The organism is Methylovorus menthalis, from assembly GCF_020523625.1.
GTDB lineage: Bacteria > Pseudomonadota > Gammaproteobacteria > Burkholderiales > Methylophilaceae > Methylovorus > Methylovorus menthalis.
Map to the genome: position 1 here is coordinate 1,473,775 of NZ_JAJAQH010000006.1, position 25,708 is coordinate 1,499,482.

The 25,708-nt window shown below is 56.2% G+C and carries 26 protein-coding genes; 9 read left to right on the plus strand and 17 right to left on the minus strand.

Annotation, left to right across the window (positions count from 1 at the left end):
- Window positions 1-4 precede the first annotated feature (4 nt).
- Genes LG204_RS12800 through LG204_RS12815 form a run of 4 tightly spaced genes read right to left on the minus strand, consistent with a single transcriptional unit; the run spans window position 5 to window position 3,449 of the window.
- Window positions 5-1,207 (minus strand): tryptophan--tRNA ligase, encoded by a 1,203-nt coding sequence (locus tag LG204_RS12800; RefSeq protein WP_230337640.1) that lies wholly within the window; start codon window positions 1,205-1,207, stop codon window positions 5-7.
- Window positions 1,208-1,235: 28 nt separating this feature from the next.
- A complete protein-coding gene (locus LG204_RS12805; RefSeq protein ID WP_230337641.1) occupies window positions 1,236-1,874 on the minus strand; it encodes a site-2 protease family protein in 639 nt (212 codons plus the stop codon).
- Between the two features lie 32 nt (window positions 1,875-1,906).
- The gene (locus LG204_RS12810) at window positions 1,907-2,536 is read right to left on the minus strand and encodes an L-threonylcarbamoyladenylate synthase (RefSeq protein ID WP_230337642.1); all 630 of its coding nucleotides are present in this window, start codon (window positions 2,534-2,536) and stop codon (window positions 1,907-1,909) included.
- Window positions 2,537-2,552: 16 nt separating this feature from the next.
- Window positions 2,553-3,449, minus strand: coding sequence for a 3',5'-nucleoside bisphosphate phosphatase (locus LG204_RS12815; RefSeq protein WP_230337899.1), 897 nt, complete (start codon window positions 3,447-3,449; stop codon window positions 2,553-2,555).
- 134 nt (window positions 3,450-3,583) lie between these two features.
- Here LG204_RS12815 and LG204_RS12820 point away from each other — a divergent pair, with 134 nt between their 5' ends.
- The 7 genes from LG204_RS12820 to feoB all read left to right on the plus strand — a co-directional run bounded on the left by LG204_RS12820 (window position 3,584) and on the right by feoB (window position 9,572).
- Entirely contained in the window at window positions 3,584-4,117 is a 534-nt protein-coding gene (locus tag LG204_RS12820; RefSeq protein WP_230337643.1) for a septation protein A, read from the plus strand.
- Window positions 4,117-4,419 (plus strand): YciI family protein, encoded by a 303-nt coding sequence (locus tag LG204_RS12825; RefSeq protein WP_230337644.1) that lies wholly within the window; start codon window positions 4,117-4,119, stop codon window positions 4,417-4,419. Before LG204_RS12820 ends, LG204_RS12825 begins: the two co-directional genes overlap by 1 nt.
- Entirely contained in the window at window positions 4,419-4,685 is a 267-nt protein-coding gene (locus tag LG204_RS12830) for a BolA family protein (protein ID WP_230337645.1), read from the plus strand. Before LG204_RS12825 ends, LG204_RS12830 begins: the two co-directional genes overlap by 1 nt.
- Before the next feature lie 36 nt (window positions 4,686-4,721).
- Window positions 4,722-5,525, plus strand: a complete 804-nt coding sequence (locus tag LG204_RS12835) for a peptidylprolyl isomerase (protein ID WP_230337646.1) — start codon at window positions 4,722-4,724, stop codon at window positions 5,523-5,525.
- Between the two features lie 194 nt (window positions 5,526-5,719).
- On the plus strand, window positions 5,720-7,516 hold the full coding sequence (locus LG204_RS12840; RefSeq protein ID WP_230337647.1) for a M61 family metallopeptidase: 1,797 nt from the start codon (window positions 5,720-5,722) through the stop codon (window positions 7,514-7,516).
- A gap of 47 nt (window positions 7,517-7,563) precedes the next feature.
- A complete protein-coding gene (locus LG204_RS12845) occupies window positions 7,564-7,791 on the plus strand; it encodes a FeoA family protein (protein ID WP_015829706.1) in 228 nt (75 codons plus the stop codon).
- The gene (gene feoB / locus LG204_RS12850; protein WP_230337648.1) at window positions 7,788-9,572 is read left to right on the plus strand and encodes a ferrous iron transport protein B; all 1,785 of its coding nucleotides are present in this window, start codon (window positions 7,788-7,790) and stop codon (window positions 9,570-9,572) included. The genes LG204_RS12845 and feoB overlap by 4 nt, the downstream gene beginning before the upstream one ends.
- Window positions 9,573-9,705: 133 nt before the next feature.
- Here feoB and LG204_RS12855 read toward each other — a convergent pair whose 3' ends face one another.
- Genes LG204_RS12855 through sucC form a run of 6 tightly spaced genes read right to left on the minus strand, consistent with a single transcriptional unit; the run spans window position 9,706 to window position 15,141 of the window.
- Complete coding sequence (locus LG204_RS12855) at window positions 9,706-10,047, minus strand: DMT family protein (RefSeq protein ID WP_230337649.1); 342 nt, start codon at window positions 10,045-10,047, stop codon at window positions 9,706-9,708.
- 31 nt (window positions 10,048-10,078) lie between these two features.
- Window positions 10,079-10,417, minus strand: coding sequence for a P-II family nitrogen regulator (locus LG204_RS12860; protein ID WP_230337650.1), 339 nt, complete (start codon window positions 10,415-10,417; stop codon window positions 10,079-10,081).
- A 32-nt stretch (window positions 10,418-10,449) separates the two neighbouring features.
- A complete protein-coding gene (locus LG204_RS12865; RefSeq protein WP_230337900.1) occupies window positions 10,450-12,069 on the minus strand; it encodes an NAD+ synthase in 1,620 nt (539 codons plus the stop codon).
- Between the two features lie 10 nt (window positions 12,070-12,079).
- On the minus strand, window positions 12,080-13,057 hold the full coding sequence (locus tag LG204_RS12870; protein ID WP_230337651.1) for an ankyrin repeat domain-containing protein: 978 nt from the start codon (window positions 13,055-13,057) through the stop codon (window positions 12,080-12,082).
- A 15-nt stretch (window positions 13,058-13,072) separates the two neighbouring features.
- Window positions 13,073-13,960, minus strand: a complete 888-nt coding sequence (gene sucD / locus LG204_RS12875) for a succinate--CoA ligase subunit alpha (RefSeq protein WP_230337652.1) — start codon at window positions 13,958-13,960, stop codon at window positions 13,073-13,075.
- A 2-nt stretch (window positions 13,961-13,962) separates the two neighbouring features.
- Window positions 13,963-15,141, minus strand: a complete 1,179-nt coding sequence (gene sucC / locus LG204_RS12880; RefSeq protein WP_230337653.1) for an ADP-forming succinate--CoA ligase subunit beta — start codon at window positions 15,139-15,141, stop codon at window positions 13,963-13,965.
- Window positions 15,142-15,282: 141 nt separating this feature from the next.
- Between sucC and serB the strand changes: the two genes are divergently transcribed.
- On the plus strand, window positions 15,283-16,125 hold the full coding sequence (serB, locus tag LG204_RS12885) for a phosphoserine phosphatase SerB (protein WP_230337654.1): 843 nt from the start codon (window positions 15,283-15,285) through the stop codon (window positions 16,123-16,125).
- A gap of 81 nt (window positions 16,126-16,206) precedes the next feature.
- Here serB and LG204_RS12890 read toward each other — a convergent pair whose 3' ends face one another.
- From LG204_RS12890 to purL, 7 genes are all read right to left on the minus strand, one after another.
- Window positions 16,207-17,079: an SMP-30/gluconolactonase/LRE family protein gene (locus LG204_RS12890; RefSeq protein ID WP_230337655.1), complete on the minus strand. Its 873-nt coding sequence runs from the start codon at window positions 17,077-17,079 to the stop codon at window positions 16,207-16,209.
- A 21-nt stretch (window positions 17,080-17,100) separates the two neighbouring features.
- A complete protein-coding gene (locus LG204_RS12895; RefSeq protein ID WP_230337656.1) occupies window positions 17,101-17,685 on the minus strand; it encodes a hypothetical protein in 585 nt (194 codons plus the stop codon).
- 24 nt (window positions 17,686-17,709) lie between these two features.
- A complete protein-coding gene (locus LG204_RS12900; protein WP_230337657.1) occupies window positions 17,710-18,954 on the minus strand; it encodes a PQQ-dependent sugar dehydrogenase in 1,245 nt (414 codons plus the stop codon).
- 33 nt (window positions 18,955-18,987) lie between these two features.
- Window positions 18,988-20,253, minus strand: a complete 1,266-nt coding sequence (locus tag LG204_RS12905) for an NAD(P)/FAD-dependent oxidoreductase (protein WP_230337658.1) — start codon at window positions 20,251-20,253, stop codon at window positions 18,988-18,990.
- Window positions 20,243-20,614, minus strand: a complete 372-nt coding sequence (locus LG204_RS12910) for a c-type cytochrome (RefSeq protein WP_230337659.1) — start codon at window positions 20,612-20,614, stop codon at window positions 20,243-20,245. Before LG204_RS12910 ends, LG204_RS12905 begins: the two co-directional genes overlap by 11 nt.
- 139 nt (window positions 20,615-20,753) lie before the next feature.
- A complete protein-coding gene (locus LG204_RS12915; RefSeq protein ID WP_230337660.1) occupies window positions 20,754-21,236 on the minus strand; it encodes an ankyrin repeat domain-containing protein in 483 nt (160 codons plus the stop codon).
- 55 nt (window positions 21,237-21,291) lie between these two features.
- Window positions 21,292-25,188, minus strand: coding sequence for a phosphoribosylformylglycinamidine synthase (gene purL, locus LG204_RS12920; RefSeq protein WP_230337661.1), 3,897 nt, complete (start codon window positions 25,186-25,188; stop codon window positions 21,292-21,294).
- A gap of 212 nt (window positions 25,189-25,400) precedes the next feature.
- Between purL and LG204_RS12925 the strand changes: the two genes are divergently transcribed.
- Window positions 25,401-25,700 (plus strand): hypothetical protein, encoded by a 300-nt coding sequence (locus tag LG204_RS12925; RefSeq protein ID WP_230337662.1) that lies wholly within the window; start codon window positions 25,401-25,403, stop codon window positions 25,698-25,700.
- Window positions 25,701-25,708: the final 8 nt, after the last annotated feature.

The following is a 25,708-nucleotide window of genomic DNA, read 5'->3' on the forward strand; positions in this document are numbered from 1 at the left end:
CGGTTCAAGAGTAATTCAGGCCCATGACCTCGCGAACATCCCGCATGGTCTCGCGTGCCAGTTTGCGCGCGCGCTCGCAGCCTTCGGCCACCACATTCTTGACCAGGGTCGGGTCCTCAGCATACTGCGCGGCACGTTCCTGTATGGGCTTCAGTTCTTCCAGCACGCTCTCAATCACGGGTGTCTTGCACTCAATGCAGCCGATACCGGCGCTACGGCAGCCTTGCTGCACCCACTCGCGGGTTTTATCGTCGGAATACACTTCATGCAGCTGCCATACCGGGCATTTTTCCGGATCACCCGGATCAGTACGGCGAATACGTGCCGGATCGGTCGGCATGGTCTTGATCTTCTTGGCGACCACGTCCGGCGATTCGCGCAATGAAATCGTGTTGTTATAGGATTTGGACATTTTCTGACCATCCAGCCCAGGCATCTTCGAGGCCGGGGTCAGCTTGTATTCCGGTTCCAGCAGGATGATCTTGCCGCCGCCTTCGAGGTAACCCAGCAAACGCTCCTTGTCGCCCAGGCTCATGCCCTGCTGCTCATCGATCATGGCACGGGCCGATTCCAGCGCTTCATCATCGCCGCTTTCCTGATAACGGGTGCGCAGCTCTTCGTACAAGGCACCGCGCTTGTTGCCCAGCTTCTTGATCGCGGCATGGGCTTTTTCTTCAAAGCCTTTTTCGCGGCCATAGATGTGATTGAAACGACGGGCGATCTCACGCGTGAATTCAATATGCGGAATCTGGTCTTCGCCCACCGGCACCTGGCTGGCCTTGTAAATCAGGATGTCGGCACTTTGCAGCAAGGGATAGCCCAGGAAACCGTAGGTGGAAAGATCCTTGCTGGCGAGCTTTTCCTGCTGATCTTTATAGGTAGGCACGCGCTCCAGCCAGCTCAAGGGAGTGATCATCGACAGCAGGGTATGCAGTTCGGCATGCTCAGGCACGCGCGACTGAATGAAAATGGTGGCGCTGGCGGGGTCCACACCGGCAGCCAGCCAGTCAATCACCATTTCCCAGACACTTTCCTCAATGACTTCGGGGGTGTCGTAATGAGTGGTCAGGGCATGCCAGTCAGCCACAAAAAACAGGCACTCATGCTCGTGTTGCAAGCGTGTCCAGTTTTTCAGCACGCCATGATAATGCCCAAGATGTAGATTGCCTGTGGGACGCATCCCCGATAAAACACGCTCAACCGCCATGATGTCTAGAAGTCCAAAAAGTGAATTGTTATTTGAATAGCCAAGATATTAAGCCGATCGAGGCGTTTATGAAAGGATGCATGATCTGCGAAAGCACGCCGGTAAACAGCAGCACCAGCAAAATAACGAAGCCGTAGCGCTCAATGCCTGCGTACTTCTCTGCCAGGCGATCGGGTAGCAGACTGACGGCAATACGCCCGCCATCGAGCGGTGGCAAAGGCAACAGGTTAAGGACCATCAGTATCACATTGATCATGATGCCGGCCTGCGCCATCAGGCTTAAAGGCACCGCCATGCTCGGTGAAAGTGCGGGGGCAAATTTCCAGATCAGGGCCCAGATGAGCGCCATGATGAGATTGGAAGCGGGGCCTGCGGCAGCCACCCACAACATGTCTTTTTTAGGGTGGCGCAAGCGCGAAAAGTCCACGGGCACGGGCTTGGCCCAGCCAAACAGGATGCCACCGAAAAACAGGGTGAGTGCCGGGATCAGGATGGTGCCGATCGGGTCGATATGCCGCAGCGGATTCAGCGTAATGCGGCCAGCCTGATGGGCCGTCATGTCGCCAAAATAGCGCGCGGCATACCCATGCGCTGCTTCATGCACGGTGATGGCAAAAATGACAGGCAGCGCATAAATCGCAATTTTCTGGATGAAAGTGAGTTCCATGGCGAACGAGGATTTCCTTAAAAGGGTAGGCTTTATTCAGTGAGGCCAAAAGGTGCCAGACTCCCGGCACCGGCTCTGACCAATATGGGGCTGTCGCCGGTGAGATCAATCACCGTGGTCGGCGTGGCGGAGCAGGCGCCGGCATCGATCACCAGGTCCAGCTGGTGTTCCAGCCGGTCACGGATTTCCCAGGCTTCATTCAGCACATCTTCCTCTCCGGGCAATTGCAGCGACATACTCAGCATGGGCTCATCCAATGCCTCTAGCAGGACTTGCGTCACGGCATGATCCGGCACGCGCAGGCCAAGGGTGCTGCGCTTGGGATGCTGCAGACGACGCGGTACTTCACGGGTCGCCTTGAGGATAAAGGTGTACTGCCCCGGCGTATTGGCCTTGAGCAGCCGAAACTGGCTATTGTCCACCTGGGCATACACAGCAAGTTCGCTCAGGTTGCGGCATACCAAGGTAAACAAATGGTCTTCATCCACGCCGCGGATGGCGCGGATTCTATCCTGCGCATCCTTGTTACCCAGCATGCAACCCAAGGCATAACTGGAGTCAGTAGGATAGGCGACTACCCCACCATTGCGCAGAATCTCCACGGCCTGCGCAATCAGGCGCGGCTGGGGGTTCTGCGGATGTAAAACAAAATATTGGGCCATTCAGACGTGCCTGTCGTTAAAGTGGGGTGACTACAGAAGGTAAGGGAGTGAGCTTTTCCAGCTCTGGCCAGTCCTGCCAGACCGGCACGCATCCATGGGGAAGATCGGGCAAGCGCCCCATCTCGATATAGGTGTGGCCGGGACCATGATAATCCGATCCCAGCGAGGCTCGCAGGCTGAATTGTCGCGCCAGCTTGCCAAATTCCTGAAACTGGTCCGGCGTGTGGCTGCCAGTGACCACTTCAATCGCGCTGCCGCCCAGCGCGCGAAACTCTTCCAGCAGCAACAGCATGTTGGTGCGGCCAAGATCATAGCGCCCGGGATGCGCCAGCACAGCAACGCCACCGCTCTCAATGATCCAGCCCAGCGCTTCATCCAGGTCAGCCCAGTGATGTTCGTAATAGCCCGGTTTGCCTTTGACCAGAAAGCGCTTGAATACCTTGCGCGTATCGGCGGCATAGCCAGCCTCGACCAGATAGCGGGCAAAATGGGTGCGGCTGATAATACCCTTGGCATGCCGATAAGCGCCTTCTAGGCTGCCCTCGACACCCGCCGCCTGCAAGCTCGCCGCCATGCCTTGCGCCCGGATATGCCGACCAGCGCGAATACGGGCCAAACCTTCAGCCAGCGGCTGGTAAGCCGGATCGATGCGCAAACCCACAATATGCAGCGTGCGGCGTTTCCAAGTCACCGAGATTTCAACACCGGAGATAAATTGCATGCCGTGCTCATGAGCCGTCTGGCGTGCCTCTTCCAGGCCAGCAACATCGTCGTGATCGGTCAGCGCGAGCAGTCTGACCCCTTGCGCTGCCGCGTGGCGCACCAGTTCTGCCGGGGTCAGTGTACCGTCGGAAACCGTGGAGTGGCTATGCAGATCAATCAAGAAACGCGTCTCGAAAACATCTTGCAGCAGGCCATGTCAGGCTGGCAATGAAGAACATGAAGTGTAAAGTCTTGTGGCACAAGACGAATCATAGCAAAATACCGATAGGGCTAATACCTCACGCATGCAAATGCGACAACTCATCCTCACGCGTAAGGCTTGTTATGAAGTTTCTTTTTGACCTCTTCCCGGTCATTCTGTTTTTCATCGTCTTCAAGATTTCGGGCATATACGCCGCGACAGCGGTAGCGATGATCGCCACCGTGTTGCAAATTGCCTGGGTGAAGTTCAAGCATGGCAAGGTAGATAACATGCTGATTGCTAGCGGTGTAATCATCATTGTCTTCGGCGGCGCCACGCTATTGTTGCACGACGAAAACTTCATCAAATGGAAGCCGACCATTCTTTACTGGGTATTCGCCATTGCCATGGTGGTATCGCAATTTTTCTTTGGCAAGAATGCCATGCGCGGGCTCATGGAAAAACAGATCACCATGGCCGACAGTGTATGGAGCAAACTCAATCTGGCCTGGGCGCTATTTTTCACCCTGCTGGGATTCCTCAATCTGTATATCGCCTTCCACTTCCCCACGGATATCTGGGTCGATTTCAAACTGTTCGGCACCATGGGCCTGATGTTCCTGTTCATCATCGGCCAGACCCTAGTCCTCAACAAATACATGGAAAGCAACGAGTAATGTGGTATGCCATTGTGGCGCAAGACACGCCTGAAAGCCTGCAAAAACGCCTGCAAGCCCGGCCAGAACACCTGGCAAGGTTACAAGCCCTGCAAGATGCAGGGCGCCTGCTGCTGGCGGGGCCCTTCCCCGCTATTGACAGTATAGACCCAGGCCCGGCGGGCTACAGCGGCAGCCTGATCGTGGCTGAGTTTGCCACATTGCAGGAGGCGACAGACTGGGCCAATGCAGATCCTTTTGTGGCCGCCGGTGTCTATCAGCATGTCAGCGTAAAACCCTTCCGCAAGACCCTGCCCGCCTGATGACTCTGCTCGAAGAAATCCGCAGCCGCCTGGCGGTACTGGAGCCTGTTGATCTCGTCATTCAGGATGACAGTGCACTGCACGCTGGGCATGCCGGGAATGGCGGTGGCGGTCACTTTAATGTGCGTATCGTCAGCTCGCAATTTAGCGGCAAATCACCCATAATCCGACATCGGATTGTTTACCAGGCACTCGCAGACTTGATACCCACCAGAATTCACGCGCTCAGCATTCGTGCCGTCGCGCCCGATGAAACCAATCCCTAATCAACACCTCTCATTAAAATGACAAGGAAGCCTTACATGAAAATCACTTTAAGCGCCCTGCTGGCATTCGTTGCCATCAGCATGTCCACCGCAGCCATTGCGGCTGACACTGCCGTTGCCACCGTCAACGGCAAGCCGATCAAGCAGTCGCTCTTTGATTACATCACCAAGGATGCGGCTGCCCGCGGCCAGAATGTGGATGACAATGTACGCAATGTCATCATCAATCGTCTGGTGAGCAGCGAACTGATCTACCAGGAAGCCCAGCGCAGTGGTTACGACAAGCAAGCCGACTTCGTTGCGAAGCAAGAACTGGCAGGTCGTGAATTGCTGGTAAACAGCTACCTGGAAGACTACCTGAAGAAAAATCCGGTGAGCGACGCCGCCGTCAAAGCCGAGTATGAGAAATACAAACAGGAAGTCGGCGACAAGGAATACAGCGCACGCCACATCCTGGTATCCACCGAAGCAGAAGCCAAGGACATCATTGCCCAACTGGGCAAAGGCGCTGATTTCTCAAAGCTGGCCAAGGAAAAATCCAAGGATCCAGGCGGCAAGGAAAATGGTGGCGATCTGGGCTGGTTTGCACCAGGCAGCATGGTCAAGCCATTCAGCGAAGCCGTTGCCAAGATGAAAAAGGGTAGCTACACCACAGATCCAGTACAAACCCAGTTTGGCTGGCACGTGATCAAGCTGGAAGATGTGCGTGATGCGCAACCCATGCCGTTTGAAAAAGTACAGGCCGCGCTGAAGAAGCAATTGCAACAGCGTCAGCTGGAAAAACTGCTCTCTGACCTGCGCAGCAAGGCCAAGATTGTAGAAAACCCTGCCAAGAAGTAAGCCTGGTAAACTTGGGTTTTCTCATGCTTGACGAGTAGCAAGATAAAAAAGACCTGCTGAAGCAGGTCTTTTTTTATGTGTCGCTTTTATGGTCGCGCAAATGATGCATGGCTTTGCAATACCGCGCTTGCAGATGTCGCCGGGTGCTTTACACTTGAGCTCATCCTTTTCTTATTAGCCAGTCCCCTCTATTTATGTCCGCCATCCATTATCAGGTTCATCTCAATCAGCCCACCACCCATCTGTTTGAAGTGGAGTGCACCATCAGCAAGCCTGCCTCGCAGGGCCAGCAGGTGTCTCTGCCGACCTGGATACCGGGCAGCTATCTGGTGCGGGACTTTGCGCGCCATATTGTCAGCATGGAGGCCATGTCGCACGGCAAGTCCGTCGCGATTGAGAAAATCAGCAAACATCGCTGGCAGTGCGCGCCCTGTAAAGGCCCGCTTACCCTGCACTACCAGGTATATGCCTATGATCTCTCGGTACGCACAGCTTATCTGGATGGCGAGCGCGGCTACTTCAATGGCTCCAGCCTGTTTGTATGCGTGGATGGTCAAGAACATGCCCCTTGCCAAATAACCCTGCACGCTCCGGATATCAAGGGTTGGCAAGTCGGTACCGCACTCCCCGCCATCAAGGTGAATCGGGCTGGATTCGGCCTGTACGAAGCGCCTGACTACCGAGCGCTCATCGACTACCCGGTGGAAACAGGCAAGCTCGATATCGTGACGTTCAAGGCGGCGGGTATTCCACATCGCCTGATTGTTTCAGGCGAACATCAAGCGGATCTGAAACGGATTGCGCGTGATCTCAAAAGGCTGTGCGAAACGCATATCGGTTTTTTTGGCAATGCACCATTTGATCGCTACGATTTCATGCTGTATGCCGCGGGCGATGACCAATATGGCGGGCTGGAGCATCGCGACTCCACCAGCCTGATCTGCCCGCGCAGCTGGCTGCCTTCAGCAGGAGTTGAGACTGACACCAGCCGCTATCAGGATTTCCTGGGGCTATGCAGCCATGAGTATTTTCATGCCTGGCATGTGAAACGCATGCGACCCCAGGCCTTTGTGGAACCAGACCTGGGGCGGGAAGCCTATACGCGACTGCTCTGGGTGTTTGAGGGGTTTACCGCGTATTACGACACCCTGATGCTGGTGCGTAGCGGCCTGATGTCGCCGGAGGAATACCTCAAGGACTTGGCAAAAACCATCACCCGCTACCTGCGTACCCCGGGCCGCCATGTGCAGCGCGTGGATGAGTCCAGCTTTGATGCGTGGATCAAGCTCTACAAACCGGATGAAAACACACCCAACGCGCAGATCAGCTATTACCTGAAAGGCTCGCTGGTGGCACTGGCGATCGACCTCACCCTGCGCAGCAAAGGCAGCTCGCTGGACGTGTTGATGCAGGGTCTATGGCGCGATTACCAGCTGACTGGCGCGGCCGTACCGGAAGAGCAGATGGATGCGCTTATCCTGAAACACACCGGGCACAACCTGCGGAAAGCCCTCGAAAAACTGGTACGCGACACAGAGGACCCAGCCTTCCGTAAACTGTTTGCCAAACTGGGCATCAATTATCAGGAGACTGCAAAACCCGCAGGCAATCAAAGCCTGCGCAGTGCCTGGGGCCTGCAACTGGCGAACGAACAGGACACCCGCATTGCGCATGTTTACCGCAACAGCCCCGCCGAAGAAGCCGGGCTGGCCGCACAGGATGTGATTATTGCCGCCGACGGCATCAAGGTCAGCGCCAAACAGTTACAGGATCAGGTTACCAGACTGGCAGAAGGCGCCAGCCTCAAGCTGCATTTTTTCCGGCGCGATACCTTAAAACAATCCCGCATCGTCAAACGCACCGAAACAGTGGCCGAATGTGCTCTGACCATCCTCGCCGAAGATAATCCATTGCGTGCCTCCTGGCTGGCCACGCCAATGATTTCGCGCCAGCAGCAAGACCGCAAACGCAAATCCGGCATGCCAGCCTGATCAAATTGTGAAATAATAAGAATAATTATCATTTGTTGAACAAACCGATGTCCGACCTTTCACAACTGCAGCCCGGCACCCATGCCGTGATCTGCGGGATAGATGCTGATGAATCCCTGTTTCAACGGCTTGCCGCCCTGGGATTCCGCATCGGCAAAAAAATTGAAGTCATCCGTCGGGCCAGCTTTAACGGCCCCTTGCATGTTCGCATCGGCACGACCGATATCATCCTGCGCATCACTGAAGCGCGTCGCATACAGATTAGCCAACAATGAAACGTATCGCCCTGCTCGGCATGCCCAATACGGGCAAATCCACCTTTTTCAACCGCGTCAGCGGCGCCTCGGCGCGTGTCGGCAACTGGCCGGGCATCACGGTAGACCTGATGGCCGCCAAGCTGCTACTAGGCGGCCATATTGTCGAGATCATTGATCTTCCCGGCATTTATGACCTGCATGGGTTTTCGGACGATGAGTCTGTGGTCAGGCATTTTCTTGAAAACAATGACGTCGATCTTGCCGTGATCGTGCTCAATGGCTCGCAGATAGACCGCCAGCTTTCACTGGCCTTGCAGGTAAAAGCGCTGGGCCTGCCGTGCATTCTGCTGCTGAACATGAGCGATGAGGCAAAAAAATCCGGCATCACCTTCAACCTGCCGGGCATGCAGCAGCAATTGCAGATGCCGGTCATGCAGATCAGCGCCAAGCACGGCAACGGTTGTCCGGAGGCCTTGAAAGAAGCAGCCCGCCATCTGGCCGAGCAACATCCAAGCCCCGCCGAGATTCGCGAACAATTGAAAAACGACGACACCATCGAAAACCAGATGGAAGCCATCGTCAAAAGCACCGTGCATTACCCTGCCCAGCTGGATGACCTGGTCACCTCACGGATAGACCGTGTGCTGCTGCACCCATGGTTTGGCCTGCCTTTGTTTTTTGCCGCCATGTATCTCTTGTTCCAGCTGATCTTCACGCTGGGAACGCCCCTGCAGGAAGGCATCGCCTGGGCGCTGGATCTGTTCCGTGCCGATGTACTGGAACCATTACTGCAGCATGCACCCAGCTGGTTCAGCGGCCTGATGCTGGATGGTATCTACAACGGCATAGGTACGGTCGCTGCCTTCATCCCCATTATCGTTCTGTTTTTCCTGGTGATGACCATGGTGGAAGATAGCGGCTATCTTTCGCGCGCCGCCTTTCTGGTGGATGCGCTGATGGCCAAGATGGGCCTGGATGGCCGCGGCTTTGTGATGATGCTGATGGGCTTCGGCTGTAATGTACCAGCCTTGATGGGCACCCGCGTCATGCGCTCACGCAATATGCGCCTGCTGACCATGCTGGTCATTCCGCTCTCGCTTTGTTCGGCACGCCTGCAGGTATTCCTGTTCATGACGGCCACGCTATTCACACCCAAGCAGGCACCGCTCGTGCTGTTTTCGCTCTACATGGTGAGCTTTGCCACCATCTTCCTCACCGCCATTATTTACAAGGGCCGCTATAGCAGCACGGAGCCCTTTATTCTGGAGCTGCCGCCTTACCGCTTTCCTACCCCGCGCCAGATCTGGCTGCGCGGCTGGCAAGAGGTGCGCCACTTCCTCACCCGCGCCAGCAAGTTCATCATCATTGGTGTGCTGCTGGTCTGGGCACTGACCAATTTCCCCAGCGATGTTCCTGCCGCCAGCGCAGGCACCATTGCCGGCATGATAGGCACCTGGCTCGCGCCAGTGCTGAACCCGGTTGGCATTGATGGTCAACTGGCGATCGCGCTGATTTTCGGCTTTGTGGCGAAGGAGATCGTGGTAGGCGCGCTTGCCGTGATTTACGGCCTGCAAGGCGATGCCCTGATGCAAGTAATGGCCACCAAGCTCGACTGGGTGCAAGGCATGAGCTTCATGCTGTTTACGCTGATCTACACCCCTTGCCTCTCCACCATTGCCACGCTCAAGAACGAGTCCAAAAGCATAGGCTTCATGATGCTCTCGCTGCTATGGTCGCTGGGCCTGGCGTGGGTAGTGAGCTTTGTGTTTTACCAGACGGCGCGCGCACTCGGATATTAGCCGCTAGCAAACACCTTGTCTAAACCACAATGGCAAAAGGCCCGAGCCGCCATGGCGTCGGGCCTTTTGTTTTATTGAACGGGTATTCCTGACGGGCGCAGGTCACTTACAGATCATTTAACTTACAGATCACTTAACTGCGGAACATGAAATACACCGCTCCCAGCAGGCACAAGCCCGCCCACAGATAATCCAGCTTGAGTGGCTGATGCATGTAATACACGGCAAATGGCACAAACACCATCAGCGTGATGACTTCCTGCAATACCTTGAGCTGGCCCAGGGAAAGAACGGTAAAGCCTGCGCGATTGGCAGGCACTTGAAACATGTATTCAACAAACGCCACCAGCCAGCTGAGAAACGCAGCGACATACCAGGGTTTGTCGTTCAGACTTTTAAGGTGGGCATACCATGCAAACGTCATGAAGACGTTTGACATGGTCAGCAACAGCACTGTCTTGGCAATGACCGGCATGGAGATGATCTAGCCCACCCGACAGGCCAGCCTAGATGGCCGCCTCGTCCGTTTCGCCAGTACGAATGCGCACCACTTGCTCGACATTGGATACGAAAATCTTGCCGTCACCAATCTTGCCGGTGCGCGCGGCCTTGATAATGGCTTCCATGGCAGCTTCCAGCAGGCTGTCAGCGATGATCAGCTCGACCTTGATCTTGGGCAGGAAATCCACCACGTATTCAGCACCGCGATAAAGTTCGGTATGGCCCTTTTGACGGCCAAAGCCTTTAACTTCGGTCACGGTCAGGCCATTTACGCCAATTTCGGACAGCGCTTCACGAACCTCATCCAGTTTGAACGGTTTGATGATTGCTTCAATCTTCTTCATTTGCTTAATCCCCTAGCCTCTTTTTAGTTGATTCAGTTTTTACTCACGAATCTGGAAACAACAGGATAACGCCGGTCCAGACCGAACCCGCGCTCTGTCACTCTAACGCCTAGCGGCGACTGCTGCCGCTTGTATTCATTGCGATCAATCAGGCTGAGTACACGCGCCACATCCTGCTCGCGATAACCCATGGCGACAATTTCCTGACGGCTGGAGTCACGCTCGACGTAAGCCTCCATGATGGCATCCAGCACATCGTATGGCGGCAAGCTATCCTGATCAGTCTGGCCATGCCGCAACTCGGCCGATGGTGGCCGGATGATGATGCGCTCAGGGATCACCGGCGATAGCGTATTGCGATAGCGTGCCAGCCGATACACCAGCGTCTTGGAAATATCCTTCAACACGGCAAAGCCGCCCGCCATGTCGCCATACAAGGTTGAATAGCCTACGGCCATCTCGCTCTTGTTGCCTGTGGTCAGCACTATGCTACCAAACTTGTTGGATAATGCCATTAAAAGCGTACCGCGTATGCGGGCTTGCAGATTCTCTTCCGTCGTATCAAAGCTGGTACCAGCAAACGGCTCAGCCAGCGTCTCACAGAACTGGTCAAACAGCGGCTTGATCGGTAACTCGGTATATTTGACACCCAGTTGACGTGCCATTTTGCGCGCATCGTCCACACTCATATCCGCCGTAAACTCCGACGCCATCATGACGGCATGCACCTTGTCTGCCCCCAGGGCATCCACGGCAATCGCCAACGTCAGCGCAGAATCGATCCCGCCGGACAAGCCCAGCACCGCGCCGGGGAAACCATTCTTTTGCACATAATCACGTAGGCAGAGGGTGAGCGCCTGATAGGCAGACTCCTCGCGCGTGAGGCCAGGGGATATTTCCGCAGGCAGAGGATTGGCACGGTTTTTGGTACTCAAATCAATACTTACCAGTGCCAGCTGCTCGGTAAAGGCTGCCAATTGCTGCACAGGCGCACCGCAGCGATCAATCACCACCGAGTTGCCATCAAATACCAGTTCATCCTGCCCGCCCACCATATTGGTATAAATCAGCGGCAAGCCGGTTTCTTCTACCCGTTTGCCCAATACCTTGTAGCGTTGCTGCTGTTTTTCCAGATGGAAAGGCGAGGCATTCAGCACCAGCAACAGTTCGGCACCCGCCTGCTTGCTGGCTTTGGCCGGACCGGGCTCCCAGACGTCCGCACAGATCAGCACACCACAGCGTACGCCCCGATGTTCAAACACCTCGGCTTTATGGCCCGGCGAAAAATAGCGCACCTCATCAAACACACTGTGATTGGGCAAGGCATGCTTGTGATAGGTCGCTACAATGTGTCCGCCCTGCAATACCGAAGCGGCGTTGTAACAGCGACCATGCTGGCGATGGGGGTGCCCGACCACCACGGTGATATCCGGCAGCGCCTTTGCCAAAGCCTGCAATTCACGCTGGCAATGGCGGGTAAAGTCTTCGCGCAACAACAGATCTTGCGGCGAATAACCGCTCAAGGCCAGCTCTGGCGTTAACATCAAGCTGGCTCCGGCCGCCTTGGCCTCATGCGCATAACTCAATATTTTGGCAGCATTTCCGGCGAGATCGCCCACCACACAATTGATCTGGGCAATGGCGATCTGCATCAGCGATTTACTAATAGCTTCCACCTGCATCTTTGATGAGTTGTACGATTTCTGCCTTACCGCCCTTGAGGGCATAAACCAGGGCTGTCAGTCCGTATTGATCCTTGGTTTTCACATTGGCGCCACGTTCGAGCATCAGCTTGACCATGGAAACCGAGCCGTTGTCCACCGCCAGTTGCAACAAGGGCGTGCCCTCAGAATCACGATGGTTGACGTCAGCGCCGTTGTCCAGCAGCACCGTAGCAGCATCAACGTTGGATTTCTTGACCGCCCAGGTGAGCGCTGTCCATTTAGAACTATCTTGCTCATTGACCTTGGCACCACGCTCCAGCAGCAGCTTCACTGCCTCGGCATTGCCTTCGCGAGCCGCCCACATCAAGGCAGTGGCACCGAAACGATCCCGGGCACGCAGGTCTGCACCGTTATCAATCAAGGTAGTGATGGTGGGCAAGTCGCCATTTTTTGCGGCATACATCAGCACGCTTTTGCCATCGTCACTCTTGGCGCTGGCGTCTACGCCGTTTTTCACCAGCAGGTCCACCATCTCGCTATAGCCAGAGGTAGCAGCCATGCCGAGCGCACTCCAGCCCGATTCATCGCGAATCTTGGGGTCGGCACCATGCTCGAGCAGCACTTTTGCGGTCGCTACAAAGTTCTTTTTGGCGGCCATCATCAGTGCCGTCCAGCCGCCGTTATCTTTGGCATTAACGTTGGCGCCCTTTTGCAACAGCAGCTTGACGACCTCGGCCTTGTCCTTACGCGCGGCATACATTAGTGCGGTAACCCCATCGGCATCCTTGGTGTTGGGGCTGGCACCGCTATCCAGAATGGCCTTGACCGTGGCGATATCGCCTTTGGAAGACACCGTCAGCAGATACGGAATCTGTTCCGCTGCCTGCGCGGTTGGCAAGGCCATTGGCAGCACCAGCGCTGGCGCAATCAGGGCCAGCAGAAGTTTTCGTGCAAACTTTTCAGGATAGCGCCGCATGTAATTCCTTTGTCATCAATTCGCTGAGGTCGCGGCCTTGATGGCCGCTTGTACTGCTTCGCCGAGTCCGGCCGGGGAGCTGGCGACGATAACGCCTGCCTGCTCCAGCGCGCGTATCTTGTCTTCTGCCTTGCCGCTGCCACCGGAGATAATCGCCCCGGCGTGGCCCATGCGCTTGCCCTTGGGTGCCGTCTGGCCAGCGATATAGCCCGCCACCGGCTTGGTCACATGCTGTTTGATGTACTCGGCAGCGGCTTCTTCATCGGCCCCGCCAATTTCGCCCACCATGATGATGGCTTCAGTCTCGGGGTCTTGCTCAAACAATGCCAGGCAATCAATAAAATTCATGCCGCGTATCGGGTCGCCGCCTATGCCGACACAGGTCGATTGACCAAGACCAAGTGCGGTGGTCTGGTGTACAGCTTCATACGTGAGGGTGCCGGAGCGGGAAACAATGCCCACCTTGCCACGCAAGTGGATGCTGCCCGGCATAATGCCGATCTTGCACGCATCCGGCGTGATCACACCCGGACAGTTGGGGCCGATCAGGCGCGTGCCATTTGCCTTGAGCGCGGCCTTCACATTCAGCATGTCCAGCACGGGAATGCCCTCGGTAATGCAAATGATGAGCGGCACGCCTGCATCACATGCTTCGAGGATGGAATCGGCGGCGAATGGCGGCGGCACGTAGATGACCGAGGCATTGGCGCCGGTTTCACGCACGGCATCGCGCATGGTATTGAATACCGGTAAATCCAGATGCTGCTGGCCACCCTTGCCGGGCGTCACGCCGCCTACCATTCGGGTGCCATACGCCAGCGCCTGCTCGGAATGAAAAGTACCCTGCTTGCCGGTAAACCCCTGGCACAGGACCTTGGTATGTTGATCAACCAGAATTGCCATGATTACGCTTTCACTGCTGCATGATTGACGGCACGCACCGCCTGTTGGGCGGCATCGGTGAGACCGGCTGCCGAGATAATCGAGAGACCGCTTTCGCTCAGCATCTTTCTGCCAAGCTCAACGTTTGTACCTTCAAGACGGACGACAACGGGAATCTGGATGCCAACTTCTTTCACGGCGGTGATGATGCCCTCGGCAATAATGTCGCAGCGCATGATGCCGCCGAAGATATTCACCAGGATAGCCTTGACGTTACTATCAGCCAGAATGATTTTGAACGCGCGCGCCACGGTGGCAGCCGTCGCTCCACCGCCCACATCCAGAAAGTTGGCCGGCGCGCCACCATGCAGCTTGATCAGGTCCATGGTCGCCATTGCAAGCCCAGCGCCGTTGACCATACAACCAATGTTGCCGTTGAGTGCAATGTAATTTAGGCCGGCGTTGTGTGCTTCGGCTTCCTTGGCATCGTCCTGGCTCCAGTCGCGCTGCTCGGCCAGGGCTTTCTGACGGTAAAGCGCGTTATCGTCGACGCTCATCTTGCAATCCAGTGCCACCAGCGCACCTTCGGCAGTCACCACCAGCGGGTTGATCTCCAGCAGGGCCAAGTCGTTTTCCTTGAAGAGCTTGTACAATCCCTTGGCAAGACGCACAAAGGCGGCAATCTGCTCACCGGCCAGACCCAGGCCAAACGCCAGGTTGCGCGCCTGAAAATCGACCAGACCATTCAAGGGGTCGCACACTTCCTGCAGAATTTTTTCAGGCTGGGTAGCGGCGATTTCTTCAATATCCATGCCGCCCGCAGCAGAGGCTACCATCACCACACGCTCCAGGCTGCGATCCACCAGCAGGGAGAGATACAGCTCACGCGCAATCGGCAAGGTCTGCTCCACCAGCACTTGCAATACAGGCTGACCATCCGGCGCGTTCTGATACGTGACCAGCGGCTTGCCGAGTAAGCTGGCGGCCACCGCTTCAACATCCTCATACGACTTCACCACCTTGACGCCACCCGCTTTGCCTCGGCCACCCGCGTGAATCTGCGCCTTTACCACCCAGGCATCACCACCAATGCTCTTGGCGGCCTCAACGGCGGATTGGGGATTCTCTGCGACCTGACTCTGGGGAATGGGCAAACCGTAGCGCTGCAATAGGCTTTTGGCCTGATACTCATGCAAATTCATAGAAGGGGCTTAGTGTGGATGCAATACCGCATTTTCGCGCAATTCGGCCTATTGCGCCAGTGCAGATAACGCCCGGGAAGCCGCATGCAGAGCCCGCGCAATGTATAATGCCAGCCTTACTCACTTAAGCTTATCACCGCCATGCGTCTCGTTGTTCAAGGCTCCGCCATCAGCTTCTCGCACCTAGCGCACCTGCACCAGCTCAGCAGTGCCCAGCAGGGGCTGCAATTCACGCAACTGGCCGAACACGCCTACAGCCTGCCGCGGCAAACCGAAGCCCTGCAAGTGGTCGTCGATTTTTGCCGCGAACAGCAGATAGACTGCGCCTACGTCGATGACAAACACACGCTCAAACGCTTTGCCCTCGCGGTGATGGACATGGACTCCACGCTCATCAGCATTGAGTGCATAGACGAAATAGCCGATATGTACGGCCTGAAACCGCAAGTCGCCGCCATTACCGAAAGTGCCATGCGCGGTGAAATCGAATTCGCCGAAAGCCTGCGCCGCCGGGTGGCTCTGCTGGAAGGTCTGGAAGACTCTGCCCTGCAACGCGTCATCGACGAGCGACTGCAACTCAACCCCGGCGCCCAGACCTGGATAGACGCCTGCCGCGAAAACGGCATCCACACCCTGCTGGTCTCCGGCGGCTTTGACTTTTTCGCCGACAAGGTAAAAGCCATACTGGGTCTGGATTACGCCCAGGCCAATTCGCTTGAGATCATCAATGGCAAACTGACCGGCAAGGTATTAGGCAGCATCGTAGACGCCCAGGCCAAGGCCGATTTCCTCATCGCCACCCGCAACAAACTCGGGCTGAACGCTGACCAGGTAGTAGCGATAGGCGACGGTGCCAATGACCTCACCATGATGTCGGTTGCCGCCGCGGGCGTCGCCTACCACGCCAAACCCGTCGTGCAGCAGCAAGCTAGCTATGCGCTGAATCATGTGGGGCTGGAGGGCTTGGTAGCATTGTTTGCCTGAAGTAAGAACGCTCTTGCTCCATAAAAAAAGCGCCTCATCGAGGCGCTTTTTTTACAACTTGATTTCAAGCTACATGACTGATCAATGCTTCTTTGGATGCAAAGGCAACCACACTACTTCGCCTGCTTTCATATCAGGCACGATGAGGTATTTTTCATCCTTGCTAAGGGCAATATCAGCAGCTGCCTTGAAACCGTCTTTCAGTAGTTTCACTTCGTCGTCGTGGCCCAGCTCAAATACCTTGCCGTTTTTCCAGTCGCTGACGTAGATAACGCCTGAGCTGGCGTGCACCAGGCCATCACCACCGCCGAACCCTTCCGCGAGCTTGGTGAGTTTTTTGGATTTCATGTTGTAGCTGTAGAGGATGCCGGAGGCAAAGTCGACTTCCAGCAGTACATCGCCGGTGTCATCCACGACCAGGCCATTCGGGCTCAGCACCTTGGGGTCCTGCTTGCCGTCGATCACCAAGCTTACCTTGCCTGCCTTGTCCAAACGGTAAATGGCGCCACCGCTGCCGGTATTGATGTCGCCGCTGTCACTGACATAGAGATTGCCCTTGGGATCAGGCTCGATGTCGTTGAGGAATTGCGGGGTGACGGGGAAAGCGGTGGCCGCGGCAAACACTTCCCACTTGCCGTCGGGTTTGACTTTCAGCACCCGGGCCTTGTCGGTAACATAAATATCCTGCCCGATGATGGCCAGACCTTTGGGGTCGTCCATGCCGGTCGCGAATACGCTGACTTTGCCATCGGGTGAGATCACGCTGATCTGGCCGTCGCCATCTTTGCCGAATTCGCCAATTTCAGAGACAAATACGCGGCCATCCTTGGTTTGCAGCACGGATTCCGGCGTTTTGAAGCCACCGATTTTCTTGCCTTCGTGGGCATGCGCGAGGGGCGCGAACAGCACGGACAACGCGAGTACAAGCGGGGTGAGACGTAGAATGCGGGTCATGGCGTATATCTCCTGGGTTGGTTATTTAGGACTTTTTATGGAAGGCAGCACGCTTACCATGGAACATGGGGTAGCCGTTTCGTTTGAGGGAATGCCATTCCTCACGGCATCGCTGAATGCGGGGTCGGCTTTCATCTTGGCCACCACTTGTTGCATGGCGAGCTTGTAGGATTGCTCCACCTGATAGGCAGGTACTACATCGAGAAAACCGCTTTTTTCTGATTCGCCAACGTAGGTGCCAATCGGCTTGCCGCTACCACTATAAGCGCTGGCAATAATGGTGCCGTAGAAAATCTTCATGTGCGGGTTGTAGAACATCTTGGGTTGCAACTTGACCAGCGTATTGCCCACCAGATTGCTCTCGCACATGCCCACCTTGCCAAACTCGGCACCCATCACTTCTTTGGCAACCGGCTCTACCGCCGGGCCCTGGGCAAACCAGTAGTCGTTGTAAAACTGCCAGAGCTTGATGGGGTGCTGGTATTCCTGCGGATTGATGTAGATCAGCATATCGGCGGGCTTGGCGGCTTCATCCGCCAGCGCCATGGCTTGCATGGGCAAGAGCCCCGCGACCAGCCAGGAGAGTAAATGCAGTCTATGGTTCATGGTACTTTCCTTCATTAAAAACGATTATTTGCCCTGATAGCGTATGCGATACACCAAGCCAGAACGGTCATCCGACACATATAACGCACCATCCGGGCCAATCAGTGTATCTACCGGGCGGCCCCAGGCGGCATTGCCTTGCAGCCAGCCAGTAGCAAAATCCGTGACTTCAACGGGTTGATTCTGCTTGAATTTTACACGTACCAGTTTATATCCCGAGGGATTTACCCGATTCCAGGAGCCATGCAAAGCCACAATGGCATCCTCCTGGTAATCCTTGGGAAATCCGCTTTGATTCAGGAAAGTCATGCCCAGTGGCGTCGAGTGCGCGTCAAACGTGATCGCAGGCGGCTGCATGGCAGCGCAGAATCCGGCTGGCCCTTCAAAGTTGGGATCCGGCACGCGCTGGCCCCAGCAATGCGGCCAGCCATAATTCTTTCCTGATTCAATCTGGTTCAGATGCTCAGGCGGAATATCATCATTTACGCGCCCACCACGGGTTTCCGAGCGCATATCTGCGCCATTATTGGTGGCAAACATGGCCTGGGTTTGCGGATGCCAGGCAAACCCTTGCGAATTGCGCAGCCCGCTCGCCCATACGGCTGACTGGGCATGCCGCCCCAGTGTTACTAGTGCACCGGCAGGCTTGCCCTCTGCGGTATAGCGAAGAATAGCCGCGCGACCAGGGTCTTGCTCCCGGCAAACATTGCAACTTGAACCCACATTGAGATAAAGATAGCCATCCGGCCCCTGCTTGATGGTCTTGAGGGTATGTCCACCCGTTGCCAGTCCGCTGATAATGGGCTGGGCTTTGGCAGGCTGGGTTTGCGCAGCGGGCCATTTGCCGCCCTGCTGCTCAAGCCGGACCACACCATCTTGATTTGCCACCAGCAATTGCTTGCCAATAAACGCAATGCCGTTCGGTGCATTCAGCTTGTCTGCCACCACCACCGTTTCGTCGGCTTTGCCGTCCTTGTCGCGATCAGGCAGCATCAGCACCTGGCCGCCCATACCCGTGGTGAGATACAGATTGCCATCCGGGCCGAATGCTATCATGCGCGGCCCGCTGAAATAGCCTTCACCCGGATTTATGCGGGCAAAGACATTCAAGCTGAAGCCAGCGGGCAATCGCACGGCACTCGACACATCTGCCGGAACTGGCGCTTCGGCTGCCTGATCAGCATAGCTGCAGGCAGGCGTTACGCTCATGGCTATCGCCAGCAGCATGAAAAATTCGACTAATGGCCGGTGGATACTCGGCTTGGACATTCACTTACTCCTGTATCAGGTACTTAGACTTGATTATGTCAGTACGTCGGACCAGATATTCTGTGCCCAGTAGCGGGCATAGTCCGCCTCAAGTTCGGAAGGCGCATCAGAGACACCCCCGCCCTCGGCTGACAGCATGATTTTTTTTGCCGGGTTGTAGCGATACACATTGGCGACGTGCATGGCCATGTGGTCACTGACATAGCTGTAGCAGGTGTTGGCAAACACGGGCGATGTATCCACGGGCTGCTCGGTCAGCGCTGCCAGCACGGCGTTGGCACACACCCGGGCTTGCGATGTGGCCATGTGTGCTGACTTGGGCAAAGCCGCCGATACCGCATCACCTATGATATGGACATGCGGAACCACCATTGATTCATATGTCAGAAAATCCACCTCGCACCAGCGCTTGTCGATATTGTTCGCCTGCGCCAGTTGCGCGGGGATTCCAGCACGCTGTGGCGGGATCACATTCAAGACATCACCCTTGATGCTTTCAAACTCGGTCATCAAGGTGCGTCCAGCAACATCCACTTCAATGACTACGCTATTGGGCCGGTAGTCAATCATGTCAGGGTAGAGATCAGCCCAGGCTTTGGTAAACAAGCCCTTCTTGGAGACAATTTCCGGATTGGCATCCAGCACGATAATGCGGGCCTTGGGCTTGTGCTGCTTGAAGTAAAACGCCACCTGGCACACCCGCTCGTAAGGCCCGGGCGGGCAGCGGTAAGGCGCTTTGGGGATACTCATCACAAACACGCCATCGTCCGGCATGCTCTCCAGCTGGCGGCGCAGATTGACGGTCTGCTCACCAGCTTTCCAGGCATGTGGCACCTGCTTGCGCGCAGCGTCACTCTCCATTCCTGGCAGCGCATCGTAAATAAAATCCACGCCAGGCGCGAGGATGAGTTTGTCATAGCCAAAATCACTACGACCCAGTATCACCTTTTTACGCTCAGGATCAATGGCCACCACTGAGTCACGCACCCACTGCAGACCATGATTTTTCTTAAGTGCGGCATAGCTGAAGGTGAGGTCATCCATGGTTTTGCTGCCGCCCAGCACCAGATTACTCAGGGGGCAGGAGACAAACTGCGAGCTTGGCTCTACCACCACCACATCGACCGTATCACCGCCCCACAGCTTGAGATACTTGGCCGCAGCAGCGCCCGCGTAGCCACCGCCAACCACCACCACTCTGGGCTTGGGCCTTTCAGCAGCACGCAACAAAGGAGAGCAGCCGGTCAGCAGCGCAGCCGCCGACCCGAGCTTGAGGAAATTGCGTCTATCAATGGTCATGAGAAGGCTCCAGCTTCATGGAGGGCGGGAGCTTGCCAGCGACCCGAGGCTGCGTGGCAAAAAACGCGGCCAGACCCACAATTTCATCTTCCGTCAGCCCTTTGGCATGGCGTTGCATCACGGTAGCTTGACGCTCGCCGGAGCGAAACGCCTTCATCTGGCGAATGAAATACAGGCTATCGAGACCGGCCAGCACGGGCGTTCCACCCACGCTATTACCATCGGTGCCATGGCACGCAGCGCAGGAAGCAGCCAGCACCTGGATATGCGGAGAATATTGAGGGGTTTGCGCAAAGGCGCTGCCAGACATACACATGAGGACTCCCAAGACAGGAATCCGGTAAGGAGCTATCAGTTTCATGGGCTACCAATCGTTGCAGGATTGGGCCAAGCGGCCGGGAAATGCAAAAGAGCGAAGCCTGTGATCGAGTACGGGCTTCGCTCTTTATGATTATAGCGGGTTAAACACCAGCTTTAACTGCATGGGCTTGATAACAAGCCTAGTTACATTGGCCTTCGCAACCATCATCCTTGGCGCCAGCGGCTTCCAGCACTTCCACCATCTTGGTATTGCCAGTGTCTCTTACGGCACGCACGATGGAAACACCACCACGCATCTTGATATTAACGTCAGCGCCCTTGGAAATCAGGTATTTGACGACATCGGTATAGCCATCATAAGCCGCCAGATGCAGAGGCGTCATTTTGGTCATGGGGTGCTGGTAATTCACATCAGCGCCTTGCTCAACCAGATATTTCACCACGGCCAGCTGACCTTTGTTGGCGGCAATCTGCAATGCCGACCAGGCGAAGTATTTGTCGTTGATATCCACCTTGTGTTCGCTTACGTATTTCTTTACCAACTTGAGCTTGCCGGTACCCAGTGCATCGGTGTACTCAACCTGCTCATCGCCTGTCAGCGCAAAGGCCGAAAACGGAATACAGAGTGCTGCTGCCAACAGGATTGCCTTGATTGTTTTCATGCTGTTCTCTCTCTAATCTTATTATCGTATTTTAATTAACATCCACGTTCACACATCAACCGATGAACTTGCGTGCATTACGGAACATACGCATCCACGGCCCATCTTCACCCCAACCATCAGGATGCCACGAATGCTGCACAGTACGGAATACACGCTCCGGATGCGGCATCATAATGCTAAAACGCCCATCGCGCGTAGTGAGACCGGTAATGCCCTGTGGCGAACCATTGGGGTTGAATGGATAGGTTTCCGTCGCACTCCCCGTATTGTCAACGAACCGTATACTGACCAGTTTGTCGGCAAGTACGCTGTTGACCGCACTTTCACCAGAAAATTCCGCAAAACCTTCACCATGCGCGACGGCAATCGGCATGCGACTCCCTGCCATGCCGCTGAAAAACAGCGAAGGTGAGTCCATGATTTCCACCATGGCAACGCGTGCCTCAAACTGCTCGGAACGGTTGCGCACGAAATGCGGCCAGTGGCTAGCGCCGGGGATAAGATCACGCAGGTTGCTCATCATCTGGCAGCCATTGCAGATACCCAGCGCGAAAGAATCCTGACGCTGGAAGAACGCTGAAAACTCGTCGTTGGCGCGGCTATTGAAGAGAATGGACTTGGCCCAGCCTTCGCCAGCACCCAGCACATCGCCATACGAGAAGCCACCACAGGCCACCACACCGGCAAAATCCTTGAGGCTGACGCGGCCACTGATGATGTCGCTCATGTGCACATCCACCGACTGGAAGCCAGCACGATCAAACGCTGCCGCCATTTCCACCTGGCCATTGACGCCCTGCTCTCGCAGCACCGCCATGCGTGGACGCACACCGGTAGCGACATAAGGCGCTTCGATCTTGTTGGCGATATCAAAGGTCAGGTACTGGTGCAGACCGGGGTCTTGCACATCGAGAATACGATCGTATTCCTGCTGGGCACAGACCGGGTTATCACGCATCTTTTGCATCTGGTAAGTGGTCTCGGACCACATGCGATGCAGATCGGTACGCAGCTCGGCAAATACCACTTCACCATGCTTGCGGATGATGATGCCGTGATTGTTGTTCACTGGCGCGCCGAGCACATGCGCACAGCCTTGCAAGGCCTGATTGAGTTGCTCGGCAATCGTCGATGCTTCGGCGGCTGGCACCTGAACCACGGCACCCAGCTCTTCGTTGTAAAGCACGCTGACGGCATCCCCAGACAACGCAGAAAGATCAATATCAATGCCACAGCGACCAGCAAACGCCATTTCCACCAGGGTGACAAACAGGCCGCCATCCGAGCGGTCATGGTACGCCAGCAGCTTGCCAGCGGCATTCAGCGCCTGAATCTGCTCAAAGAAAGCCTTCAGCTGCTCTGGTTTATCCAGATCGGGCGCTACGTTATCGGTAGCACCATACACCTGGGCCAGGGCAGAACCGCCCATGCGGTTGCGGCCATTGCCCAGATCAATCAGGATAAGCTTGCTATCGCCCAGATCGGTCCGCAGTTGCGGCGTCAGGGTCTGGCGCGCATCGGGTGTCGGGGCAAATGCGGTGACCACCAGCGAAATCGGGGCAGTCACGGCTTTTTTGTCGCCGCCCTCTTCCCACACAGTTTTCATGCTCATGGAGTCCTTGCCGACAGGGATGCTGATGCCAAGTTGCGGGCATAGCTCCATGCCAACGGCACGCACGGTATCAAACAGTGCAGCATCCTCCCCGGGATGTCCGGCAGGGGCCATCCAGTTGGCAGAGAGTTTGAGGTCAGACAGCTGCTCAATGCGGCTGGCAGCAATATTGGTAATGGATTCGGCAATCGCCATGCGGCCGGAAGCCGGGGCATCAATCAGCGCCAATGGCGCTTTCTCGCCAATGGCAAAGGCTTCGCCACGGTAAGTTTCGTAACCCGCCAGCGTCACCGCCACATCGGCCACTGGCACCTGCCATGGGCCCACCATCTGGTCGCGGGCGATCAGGCCCGTCACCGTGCGGTCACCAATCGTGATCAGGAAAGTCTTGTCGGCCACACCCGGCAGGCGCAGCACGCGCTCGGCCGCTTCTTTCAGCGACACCTTGGCATCAAATGGCCTGAGATCACGCTCCAGATGCGTCACGGTGCGCGTCATCTTGGGCGGCTTGCCCAGCAACACGGACAAATCCATATCCACAGGCTTGTTTTCAAAATGGCTATCGGCCACGGTCAGGTGGCGTTGCTCGGTGGCATGACCAATCACCGCAAACGGGCAGCGCTCACGTTCGCAAATCTCGGCAAAGCGCGCCAGATCTTCCACCGCCACCGCCATGACATAGCGTTCCTGCGCCTCGTTACTCCACAGCTCACGCGGCGCCATGCCAGGCTCTTCGTTATGCACATTGCGCAGCTCAAACAGGGCGCCCACACCGGCATCATTCACCAGTTCGGGGAAGGCATTGGAAATACCACCGGCACCGACGTCGTGAATGCTGAGGATAGGATTGTCATCCCCCAGCTGCCAGCAGCGGTCGATGACTTCCTGCGCGCGACGCTCAAGTTCAGGGTTGCCACGTTGCACCGAGTCAAAGTCCAGGTTTTCGGTATTGGCGCCGGTATCCATACTGGATGCCGCGCCACCGCCGAGGCCAATCAGCATGGCAGGACCGCCCAGCTGAATCAGGCAGGCGCCCGAAGGAATCGGATTCTTTTTCGAATGCTTGGCCGAGATATTGCCCACACCGCCCGCCAGCATGATGGGCTTGTGATAGCCACGCAGCTCACCCGCGGCTTCCAGCTCCAGCGTACGGAAATAACCGGCGATATTGGGGCGGCCGAATTCGTTGTTGTAGGCAGCGCCACCCAGCGGTCCGTCGATCATGATCTGCAGGGCAGAAGCAATACGCGATGGCTTGCCGTTATCGGTTTCCCATGGCTGCTTGAAGCCAGGAATATTCAGGTTGGAGACAGAAAACCCGGTCAGGCCAGCCTTGGGCTTGGAGCCTGAACCCGTGGCACCTTCGTCTCGAATTTCACCGCCAGCACCGGTAGCAGCACCGGCAAATGGCGAAATCGCCGTGGGGTGGTTATGCGTTTCCACCTTCATCAGGAAATGCATGTCTTCTTCGATGTAGCCATATTCGCCATCGGCCTGCGGATAAAAGCGGCGGGTGCTTTCACCCTGCACAATCGATGCGTTATCGGAATACGCCACGACGGTATTGCCGGGATTCAGCTGGTGGGTATTGCGGATCATGCCAAACAGCGATTTGTCCTGCTTGACGCCATCAATCACCCAGTCGGCATTGAAAATCTTGTGACGGCAATGCTCGGAGTTGGCCTGGGCAAACATCATCAGCTCAACATCGGTCGGGTTGCGGCCGATGCGGGTAAAGTTTTCCAGCAGGTAATCCACTTCGTCCGGCGACAGCGCCAGGCCCATCTCGCTATTGGCCGCTTCCAGCGCAGGCTTGCCGCCAGCGAGAATATCCACCGTGGCCAGCGGAGCTGGCTCGGCAATGTGATAAAGACGGGCCGCATCTTCGAGCGTCGGGAAAACAGCTTCGGTCATGCGGTCATGAATCACCGCTTTCAGCGCCTGTTTTTCAGCCTCGGTCAGGGGAGTGCCATCGGCTGTGGCGGCATAGTAGGCCACACCGCGCTCCAGGCGCTGCATGCTTTCCAGCCCACAGTGGCGGGCAATGTCGGTAGCCCGTGATGCCCATGGCGAAATCGTGCCGGGGCGTGGCACCACCAGCAGCAACTCGCCTTGCGGCTGCTCTTCGTGCAGCGTGGGGCCATAGGTGAGAATCTTCTTCAGGGTGTCCTGCTGGACGGTCGTCAGCGCGGTTTCGGACCAGGCAAAATGCCAGAACTCGGCATAGAGATGGCTGATACGCGGGGCAGTTGCCTTGAGCGCAGTGAGAATTTTATCGAGACGAAAATCGGAGAGTGCTGCGCTGCCGCGAAGGCTGATCATTTGGAGGCTGGACATGAATAAATTCAGGACGTTGGCAAAAATGTAATTTTACCAGAAACCGCCGCCTATTCCTCGCCTGTTGCCTGCTAAAATCCAGCGCATCATGACCGCCCTGCGAGGACATCGCCATGCATCAAGGCCACAGCACCTGCACACTGGTTTTTGCCAGCCGGCTGACCCCACTGCTGTTAACCGGCTGTGCCAGCAACACACCGTAATCCAGCACCATGCTGCTGAAGCCATGCTACCAGTTTGCTGATAGCAGCAAAAATGCGAGTTGGTGCGTGCTGCAAAGGTTGGCAGAATCCTACCCCAACCGCACCAGCACGGTGGATCAGACCGAGCATGGCTGGGATATACGTCTGCGTGCCGATCAGCGCGTGATGCTTGTGCTGAGCATGTCTGGCGCCAAAGGCCAGAAAACGATAGGGGAATTGTTTTTGGCAGAGGAAGATATGGCACAGGCGGCCTGGATTGGCCGCATTACCTCGGCTGCCCTGCCCTGCAAGGGCAAACCGGTCTATTGATCAAGCAG

What these genes read in the sequence shown, in the direction of transcription:
- LG204_RS12800 (WP_230337640.1), bottom strand. Translation starts at nt 1,207, where the DNA reads ATGGCGGTTGAGCGTGTTTTATCGGGGATGCGTCCCACAGGCAATCTA.
- LG204_RS12805 (WP_230337641.1), bottom strand. Translation starts at nt 1,874, where the DNA reads ATGGAACTCACTTTCATCCAGAAAATTGCGATTTATGCGCTGCCTGTC.
- LG204_RS12810 (WP_230337642.1), bottom strand. Translation starts at nt 2,536, where the DNA reads ATGGCCCAATATTTTGTTTTACATCCGCAGAACCCCCAGCCGCGCCTG.
- LG204_RS12820 (WP_230337643.1), top strand. Translation starts at nt 3,584, where the DNA reads ATGAAGTTTCTTTTTGACCTCTTCCCGGTCATTCTGTTTTTCATCGTC.
- LG204_RS12825 (WP_230337644.1), top strand. Translation starts at nt 4,117, where the DNA reads ATGTGGTATGCCATTGTGGCGCAAGACACGCCTGAAAGCCTGCAAAAA.
- LG204_RS12830 (WP_230337645.1), top strand. Translation starts at nt 4,419, where the DNA reads ATGACTCTGCTCGAAGAAATCCGCAGCCGCCTGGCGGTACTGGAGCCT.
- LG204_RS12835 (WP_230337646.1), top strand. Translation starts at nt 4,722, where the DNA reads ATGAAAATCACTTTAAGCGCCCTGCTGGCATTCGTTGCCATCAGCATG.
- LG204_RS12840 (WP_230337647.1), top strand. Translation starts at nt 5,720, where the DNA reads ATGTCCGCCATCCATTATCAGGTTCATCTCAATCAGCCCACCACCCAT.
- LG204_RS12845 (WP_015829706.1), top strand. Translation starts at nt 7,564, where the DNA reads ATGTCCGACCTTTCACAACTGCAGCCCGGCACCCATGCCGTGATCTGC.
- feoB (WP_230337648.1), top strand. Translation starts at nt 7,788, where the DNA reads ATGAAACGTATCGCCCTGCTCGGCATGCCCAATACGGGCAAATCCACC.
- LG204_RS12855 (WP_230337649.1), bottom strand. Translation starts at nt 10,047, where the DNA reads ATGCCGGTCATTGCCAAGACAGTGCTGTTGCTGACCATGTCAAACGTC.
- LG204_RS12860 (WP_230337650.1), bottom strand. Translation starts at nt 10,417, where the DNA reads ATGAAGAAGATTGAAGCAATCATCAAACCGTTCAAACTGGATGAGGTT.
- LG204_RS12865 (WP_230337900.1), bottom strand. Translation starts at nt 12,069, where the DNA reads ATGCAGATCGCCATTGCCCAGATCAATTGTGTGGTGGGCGATCTCGCC.
- LG204_RS12870 (WP_230337651.1), bottom strand. Translation starts at nt 13,057, where the DNA reads ATGCGGCGCTATCCTGAAAAGTTTGCACGAAAACTTCTGCTGGCCCTG.
- sucD (WP_230337652.1), bottom strand. Translation starts at nt 13,960, where the DNA reads ATGGCAATTCTGGTTGATCAACATACCAAGGTCCTGTGCCAGGGGTTT.
- sucC (WP_230337653.1), bottom strand. Translation starts at nt 15,141, where the DNA reads ATGAATTTGCATGAGTATCAGGCCAAAAGCCTATTGCAGCGCTACGGT.
- serB (WP_230337654.1), top strand. Translation starts at nt 15,283, where the DNA reads ATGCGTCTCGTTGTTCAAGGCTCCGCCATCAGCTTCTCGCACCTAGCG.
- LG204_RS12890 (WP_230337655.1), bottom strand. Translation starts at nt 17,079, where the DNA reads ATGACCCGCATTCTACGTCTCACCCCGCTTGTACTCGCGTTGTCCGTG.
- LG204_RS12895 (WP_230337656.1), bottom strand. Translation starts at nt 17,685, where the DNA reads ATGAACCATAGACTGCATTTACTCTCCTGGCTGGTCGCGGGGCTCTTG.
- LG204_RS12900 (WP_230337657.1), bottom strand. Translation starts at nt 18,954, where the DNA reads ATGTCCAAGCCGAGTATCCACCGGCCATTAGTCGAATTTTTCATGCTG.
- LG204_RS12905 (WP_230337658.1), bottom strand. Translation starts at nt 20,253, where the DNA reads ATGACCATTGATAGACGCAATTTCCTCAAGCTCGGGTCGGCGGCTGCG.
- LG204_RS12910 (WP_230337659.1), bottom strand. Translation starts at nt 20,614, where the DNA reads ATGAAACTGATAGCTCCTTACCGGATTCCTGTCTTGGGAGTCCTCATG.
- LG204_RS12915 (WP_230337660.1), bottom strand. Translation starts at nt 21,236, where the DNA reads ATGAAAACAATCAAGGCAATCCTGTTGGCAGCAGCACTCTGTATTCCG.
- purL (WP_230337661.1), bottom strand. Translation starts at nt 25,188, where the DNA reads ATGTCCAGCCTCCAAATGATCAGCCTTCGCGGCAGCGCAGCACTCTCC.
- LG204_RS12925 (WP_230337662.1), top strand. Translation starts at nt 25,401, where the DNA reads ATGCTGCTGAAGCCATGCTACCAGTTTGCTGATAGCAGCAAAAATGCG.